Here is a 6,688-nt window from a genome sequence, read left to right on the forward strand (position 1 = left end):
GAAGCCCCACGCCAAGCCGCTTCCTGAAGGCTTCAGGCCGCCGAACCGGCCCTGAAAGGCAAAAATCGAGGTGCCCTGGTGTCAAGCACACCCGGCGCGCAGGAATCTTGTGTCAGGTGGCGAACACTAACCGTGCAGCCCGCGGGCCTCCCCCGGCCCGAACCTACCAGGTATCCGGCCCCAGATCGGCGAAACGCTCGACCAGAAAATCGATGAAGGCGCGAACCTTTGGCTGGGTGAAGCGCCCCGGCGGATAGACGGCATAGATGCCCTGCACCTCGCGCGGGAGATCGGGGATCACATCCTCCACCAGCCCTTCGCGCAGCGCTTCATGATACAGGAAACTTGGCAGATAGGCGATCCCCAGCCCCGCCACCGCCGCATCCAGAAGGGAGCGGCCATCATTGACGGTCAGCCAGCCAGAGCTGCGCACCTGGCGCAATTCACCGGTGGGGGCGGTGATCTTCCAGACATTGCCGCTGGCCTGGGTAGAATAATGCAACAGACGGTGATCGGTCAGATCATCGATCCGCGCGGGCCTGCCCTGACGGGCCAGGTATTCGGGCGACGCCACCAGCCGCTGCGTGGTCTGGCAGAAGCGGCGCGCGCGCAGGCTGCTGTCTTCCTGCTCACCGATGCGGATGGCCATGTCGAACCCTTCCGAGATCAACTCCACATGGCGGTTCTTCAGCACCATGTTCACCGTGACTTCGGGGTAGTTCTGCATGAACTGGCCGATCATGGTGGACAGATAGGACACGCCGAAATCCGTGGGCACGGACATGCGCAACATGCCCGAAGGTTCGGATTGCATGGCGGTGACGATGCTGTCAGCCTCGCCCGCGTCATTGAGCACCCGGCGCGCCCGGTCGTAATAGATCAGCCCGATATCCGTGGGGCTGACGCGGCGCGTGGTACGGTTGAGCAGCCGCGCACCCAGACGGGCCTCCAGCGACGAGACGTGTTTCGATACGGCGGATTTGGAAATGCCCAGCTTGCGGGCGGCATCGGTAAAGCCACCCTGGTCCACGACCGTGGCAAACGCCTCCATCTCCGTCAATCGATCCATCGCCAGAACTCGCTTTCGTGCACACCTTGCGTATGCCGTAGATGCAGTCCAATTCGGGCAGGAATGAGGAACGCTATGGACATTCCTGCGAATACGGCAACAATCCCGAAGATATCGGGGCCGTTGGCGCGGTTCCAGCAACGGGCCACTGCGCTTGCGACGATCGAAACGCCCCCGGCAACCGAAAGGGAAGGGAAGGACAGGACGTTGAAACACCACATCCGGCGCCTGCTGGGGCGGGGCGCCCGGCTTGATCCGGACGCACCCCTGCCAAGCAAGCCCCCGCGGCCCGTGTTATGGCTGCTGGGCAAGACCGGGGCAGGCAAGTCATCGCTGGTGCAGGCGTTGACGGGGCAGGCGGAAATCGGCAGCGGCTTTGCGCCCTGCACACGCACCGCCCAGGCTTTCGACTTTCCCGCCGACCATCCGGTCATGCGCTTTCTGGACACCCGCGGCCTGGGCGAGGTCGGCTATGACCCCGGCGAAGACCTGCGCACCGCCGAAGCCGGTAGCCATGCGGTGATCGCCGTGGCCCGGCTGGATGACCCGGTGCAGGGACCGCTGGCCGATGTGCTGGCCGAGTTGCGCCGCCGCCGACCCAAGCTGCCGATCCTGCTGGTCCATACCGGGGCCGATCTGCTGGGCGACACCGGCAAATGCGACCGTGCCCGGGCGGCCACCTCGGAGCGGCTGGAACGGGCCGCGGGGGGCGGTCTGCCCGCGGTCACCATGGCGCTTCCGCCGGGACAGCAGGCCGAAGGGCTGGATGACCTGCGCGCCGCCCTGGCCCAGATGGTCCCGGACCTGGCCCTGATGATGATGGAGGAGCGCGCCGCCGATGCCGAAACCGCCAGTTTTGCCAGCCACCGCGCCCTGGTGCTGTGGTATGCAGGCGCCGCCGGGGCCACCGATGCCGCGCCTCTGATCGGCACGGTCAGCGTGCCCGCGCTGCAAGGCGCGATGCTGCACGCCCTCGCCGCGCGCTACGGGTTGAAATGGACAGCGGCACGGGCGGGCGGGTTTGCCACCGCGCTGGGCTCGGGGATCGCGCTGCGCCTGGCCCTGGGGCACGGGTTGCGGCAGGGGGCGAAGCTGGTGCCGGTGGTCGGCCAGACGCTGGGCGCGGCGGCCGCCGCCGCCACCAGCTTTGCCGCCACCTATGCGCTGGGCCGGGCGGCGGCGCTCTGGCTGTACCGCAGCCGCCATGGCACCCCGCCGGACAGCGATGAGCTGCGCGCGGTCTTCACCCGCGCCCTCCAGAGGGCACGCGATGTCTCTGGCTGAACGCCTGCGCCGCATCTTCCTGCGCTGGAACCAGCTTGGCCTGGCCGGGCTTCTGGTACTGCCCTTTGCCGTGACCTCGGTGCTGGGGTTCTTCTGGCTGTTCGAACGCGGCTGGCTGCTGATCTTCGTGGCCGCCAGCATCGCGCTTGTGGTGACCGGGCGCGGGGTGCGGCTGGCGCTGGAATGGCGCCACAGGCGCGCGCGCGCGCCACAGCAGGAAGCCGGTGAAACGGACACCCCCCCGCCGGATCACCAGCGCCCCAGCCCCAACCCCGACTGGGACACCCGCGAGGCCCGCGCCTTTGACCGCGCCTGCGCCCTGGCCGCATCGCACCTGCCCAAGGCCCTGCCCTGGGATGACATCCCGCCCCAGGCGCTGGCGGTTATCGAATCCGTGGCCTCGGACCTGTCGGACGGCAAGCGCGGCGCCCTGGATTTCACCCTGCCCGAGGCACTTCTGCTGGTTGACAGCGTGGCCCTGCGCTACCGCGATTTTCTGCGCCGCAACGTGCCGTTTTCGGACCAGTTGCCGGTGCGGACGATGTGGTGGGCCTGGCAACAGCGCCAGACGGCGCAGACGGCCTGGACCTCGGGCTACATGGTCTGGCGGGGGGTGCGGCTGATGGTCAACCCCGCCCTGGGTGTGCTGCGCGAGATCGAGCGCATCGCCTCGGCCGGGTTGCAGGAACGGCTGAGCGACCGCATGCGCCGCGATGCCCAGCTTGCCCTGCTGGAGGAGATCGCCCAGGCCTCGGTGGATCTGTACTCCGGGCGGCTGCGCTTCTCCGACGCAGAGTTGCTGGAACTGGAACTGGGCAGCGCCGCACGCGACCGCGCCCGCATGGCCCGCCCCGATGAGCCCGTACGGATTGTGGTCATCGGCCAAGTCAGCGCCGGCAAGACCACGCTGATCAATGCCCTGCATGGCGAAAGCGCAGGCGAAACCGACATGGCCCCCACCACCGACGCCCCGATCACCCATGACGCAGTGATCCATGACACGCCGGTGCGGCTCATTGACACGCCCGGACTGGATGGCAGCGCCAGGGTCAGCGCGCTGCTGCTGGAGGAAATGACCCAGGCGGACCTGATCCTGTGGGTGATCCGCGCCAATCGCAGCGGGCGCGATGCCGATGCCACGCTGATGGCCGATTTCCGCGCCGCCCTGGCCGAAATGCCCGCGCGCCGCCCGCCGCCCATGGTGCTGACGGCCAGCGCCGTGGACACGCTGATGCCGGACTGGCCCTATCCCGAAAACCACCTGCCCGAGGGGGAGGCCCAGCGCCTGGGCCGTGCCATGGCCAGTATTGGCGCCGATCTGGACCTGGTGCCGATCCCGGTCAGCGCCGAGCACCCGCTCTGGAACCTGGACGCCGTGGAACAGGCCATTGCCGCGGCGCTGGATGAGGCGCTGATGGTCCAGCGCAACCGCCGTCGGCTGGAGGGCGCCCCCCAGGGACTGCGCCTGCGTGAAAACATGGGCCGCGCCGCGCAGGGCCTGCGCGAAGGCTTCCGCCACATCCGCCGCCGCGTTGGCAAGGGCGGGGACTGAGCACGGCCCGCAATGCCCACGGGGGCCCACAGAAAACGCCGCGCAGGGGGCCTGCGCGGCGTCGGATATCTCGGCGGCAAGGCCACCCGGCTCCGAGGGCCTTCAGTTCGTGGCGGGGGCCTCTTCGCCCTGCTGGGCGCGCAACGCCGCCTGGCGCTGCAGTTCCTGACGATACAGCGCCAGAAAATCCACATTGTCCAAGTTCAGCGGCGGGTAACCCCCATCGCGGGTGGCATCCGAAATGATCCGCCGCGCAAAGGGGAACAGGATCCGCGGGCATTCGATCAGCAGGAAGGGATGCATCTGCTCCTGCGGGACGTTTTCGATATGGAACACCCCGGCGTAGTCCAGTTCGACCACGAACAGGACGCTGTCATCGGACTTGTTCTTCGATTCGACCTTGTATTTGGTGGTCACCTCGTACTGGTTTTCGGTATCACGCTTGCGCGCGTCCAGGCTGACCTGCACCTTGATGTCCGGCTGGACATTCGCGCCCGAAATCGCCTTCTGCGCGGCGATGTTCTCGAATGACAGGTCCTTCACGAATTGCGACAGCACGCGCATCTTCACCTGCGGGTTCTGCCCTGTCTGAGCTTGCTGGGGCTGGGCGGCGGCCCCGGCGCCGTTATTGCCGTTCTCGGTCATGGATCGCTCCTGAAAATCTGTGTTGCGGCGGGTTCTAGCAGGTCAGGCATGACGCCTCAATGCCGGTTTTCGGGGTGGTCCCGGGGCAATTCGCGCCAGGGGCTGTCGGCGCGCGGCTCCTGCACCTCATAGTCGCCTTCGACTACATCACCCGCTCGCGTGCCCTGGCGCCGCGCAGCGGTCGCGCGCATCACCTGCATCCGCGCCATCATCCCGCGCAGCATCTGCGCGCGCACGAGCGGCAGCATCAGCAGCAGCCCCAGCGCATCGCTGAAGAACCCCGGGACCACCAGCAGCATTCCCCCCATCATCCGCAGTGCCGCATGGCCCAGCGGCCCGGCGGGGTCGCGCTCCTGCTCCACGGCCGCCTGAAGCTCGCGCAGGGTGCTGTAGCGCCCCCGCGCCAGAACCATCCCCCCCGCCAGCGCCGAGACCACCACCAGCCCCAGCACCGGCCAGAGCCCCAGCCAGCGGCCGGTCTGGACGAAAAGCGTGATCTCGATCAGGGGAAGCGCAACCAGCGCCAGCAAAATCCGCATTGATCCCTCTTACTTGTCCCGGCGTCGGGGCGCTTTAGGTAGACACCCCTGCCCTGGCACCTTACATAAGGGCCAGACCCGTGATACCAACCCCCGACCGAGGTAACGATGGACCCTGCCGTGATACAGCTTCTGGTTCTTGCAGGCATCGCCGTGTTTCTGATCATGCGCCTGCGCAGTGTGCTCGGGTCCCGCGACGGGTTCGAGAAACCTCCGGTCAACGGCCCCGCACCGCAGGATGAAGCGCCCATGCCGCGCCGGTTCGAAGTTATCGAAGGCGGCCCGGACACGGACATCACCGACCATGTCCCCGAGGATTCGGACACCGCCAAGGCGCTGGGCCGGATGAAGGCCGTGGACCCTGACTTCAACGTCACCGAATTCCTTTCGGGCGCGCGCGGCGCCTATGAGATGATCCTGATGTCGTTCGAAAACGGCACTCTGGATGACATATTGCCCTTCCTGTCGCGCGATGTGTTCGAAAGCTTCGATGAGGTGGTGCAACTGCGTGAGCGTGAGAATCTGCGCGTCGATGCCGAGTTCGTCGGCGTGCGCGAACTGTCGCTGACCGAAGCCACATTCGATGAAGACAGCGCCGAGGCCGAGATCACCGTGCGCTTCATCGGTGAGCTGACATCGGTCGTGCGCAATGCCGAGGGTGAGATCGTCGAGGGTGATCCGAATGTGATCAAGCGGCAAAAGGACATCTGGACCTTTGCGCGGAACATGAAATCGGACAGCCCCAACTGGAAGCTGGTCGCCACCGGTGGCTGACCGGCGCTGACCGGCCCGCGGGCGGGCACGGTCGGCAGGGGCAGGCATCGGCAGCGCCTCCGGCCGGTCGCAACTTCGGAGCGCAAGGACATGTCCCGCCGCCGCAGCCTGCACCCCGAGGAATTCGAAGTCTGGCAACAGGTCGCCCGCACCGCCCGCGCGCTGCCGGGACGCGAGGCGCCGAAGGCACCTGCCCGCCCCCCCGTCACACCACCGCCCGGCACCGCTCCCACAGCCCAGCGGCGCACGGCGCTGCCGGCGGATTTCGCCATCGGGCAGGGCAGCAACCGCCGCCCGGGCCATGACCTTGCCCTGCCCATGGGCGAGGCGCTGAAATCCGCGCCGGTCACCATGGACAAACGCCAGTTCATGCGCCTCAGCCGCGGCCAGCTGGCGCCCGAAGCGCGGATTGACCTGCATGGCATGACCCTGGCCGAGGCCCAGGGCGCCCTGACCGGCTTTATCGCCGATGCCTGGACCCGGGGGCTGCGGCTGGTGCTGGTGATCACCGGCAAGGGCAGGCGCGGCGACGACCCCGGCCCCATCCCCCGCCGCACCGGCGCCCTGCGCCACGAGGCCCCCCTCTGGCTCCGCCGCCCGCCGCTGGCCCCCATGATCCTAGACCTCCGCCCCGCCCACCGCCGCCATGGGGGTGACGGCGCGCTCTATGTGTATTTGAGGCGGCGGCGGTGAGGACAGGGCGCACCGCTAACATGCCCCCGGTGAACATCTAAAACCCGTTCGAACCTTTAGGCTCCAGACTCATTGATATTCAAAGCCAGAAGAGGACGGTTGCGGCGAGCGCGACGGCGGAGAGGAACACTT

At 67.6% G+C, this 6,688-nt stretch carries 7 protein-coding genes; 4 read left to right on the top strand and 3 right to left on the bottom strand.

Annotated elements, in window-relative coordinates; all coding sequences use genetic code 11:
• Positions 1 to 163: 163 nt before the first annotated feature.
• Positions 164 to 1,069 carry a LysR family transcriptional regulator gene (locus HUK65_RS17725; protein WP_179907593.1) on the bottom strand — a complete coding sequence of 302 codons (906 nt, stop codon included), beginning with the start codon at positions 1,067 to 1,069 and terminating at the stop codon, positions 164 to 166.
• 207 nt (positions 1,070 to 1,276) lie between these two features.
• Here HUK65_RS17725 and HUK65_RS17730 point away from each other — a divergent pair, with 207 nt between their 5' ends.
• Entirely contained in the window at positions 1,277 to 2,353 is a 1,077-nt protein-coding gene (locus HUK65_RS17730) for a GTPase family protein (protein ID WP_235442252.1), read from the top strand.
• Positions 2,340 to 3,905, top strand: a complete 1,566-nt coding sequence (locus HUK65_RS17735) for a GTPase (protein WP_179907594.1) — start codon at positions 2,340 to 2,342, stop codon at positions 3,903 to 3,905. The genes HUK65_RS17730 and HUK65_RS17735 overlap by 14 nt, the downstream gene beginning before the upstream one ends.
• Positions 3,906 to 4,007: 102 nt before the next feature.
• Here the strand turns inward: HUK65_RS17735 and secB are convergent, their stop codons facing one another.
• Positions 4,008 to 4,550 (bottom strand): protein-export chaperone SecB, encoded by a 543-nt coding sequence (gene secB / locus HUK65_RS17740; protein ID WP_179907595.1) that lies wholly within the window; start codon positions 4,548 to 4,550, stop codon positions 4,008 to 4,010.
• Positions 4,551 to 4,606: 56 nt separating this feature from the next.
• Positions 4,607 to 5,089, bottom strand: coding sequence for an FxsA family protein (locus tag HUK65_RS17745; protein ID WP_179907596.1), 483 nt, complete (start codon positions 5,087 to 5,089; stop codon positions 4,607 to 4,609).
• A gap of 108 nt (positions 5,090 to 5,197) precedes the next feature.
• Between HUK65_RS17745 and HUK65_RS17750 the strand changes: the two genes are divergently transcribed.
• Positions 5,198 to 5,863 (top strand): Tim44/TimA family putative adaptor protein, encoded by a 666-nt coding sequence (locus HUK65_RS17750; protein WP_179907597.1) that lies wholly within the window; start codon positions 5,198 to 5,200, stop codon positions 5,861 to 5,863.
• A 90-nt stretch (positions 5,864 to 5,953) separates the two neighbouring features.
• Positions 5,954 to 6,556, top strand: coding sequence for a Smr/MutS family protein (locus HUK65_RS17755; protein WP_179907598.1), 603 nt, complete (start codon positions 5,954 to 5,956; stop codon positions 6,554 to 6,556).
• Positions 6,557 to 6,688: the final 132 nt, after the last annotated feature.

Source organism: Rhabdonatronobacter sediminivivens (assembly GCF_013415485.1).
Taxonomy (GTDB): Bacteria; Pseudomonadota; Alphaproteobacteria; order Rhodobacterales; family Rhodobacteraceae; genus Rhabdonatronobacter; species Rhabdonatronobacter sediminivivens.

Excerpts from the sequence above, each read along its gene's own strand:
- HUK65_RS17725 (WP_179907593.1), bottom strand. The coding sequence starts at position 1,069 with ATGGATCGATTGACGGAGATGGAGGCGTTTGCCACGGTCGTGGACCAG.
- HUK65_RS17735 (WP_179907594.1), top strand. The coding sequence starts at position 2,340 with ATGTCTCTGGCTGAACGCCTGCGCCGCATCTTCCTGCGCTGGAACCAG.
- secB (WP_179907595.1), bottom strand. The coding sequence starts at position 4,550 with ATGACCGAGAACGGCAATAACGGCGCCGGGGCCGCCGCCCAGCCCCAG.
- HUK65_RS17745 (WP_179907596.1), bottom strand. The coding sequence starts at position 5,089 with ATGCGGATTTTGCTGGCGCTGGTTGCGCTTCCCCTGATCGAGATCACG.
- HUK65_RS17750 (WP_179907597.1), top strand. The coding sequence starts at position 5,198 with ATGGACCCTGCCGTGATACAGCTTCTGGTTCTTGCAGGCATCGCCGTG.
- HUK65_RS17755 (WP_179907598.1), top strand. The coding sequence starts at position 5,954 with ATGTCCCGCCGCCGCAGCCTGCACCCCGAGGAATTCGAAGTCTGGCAA.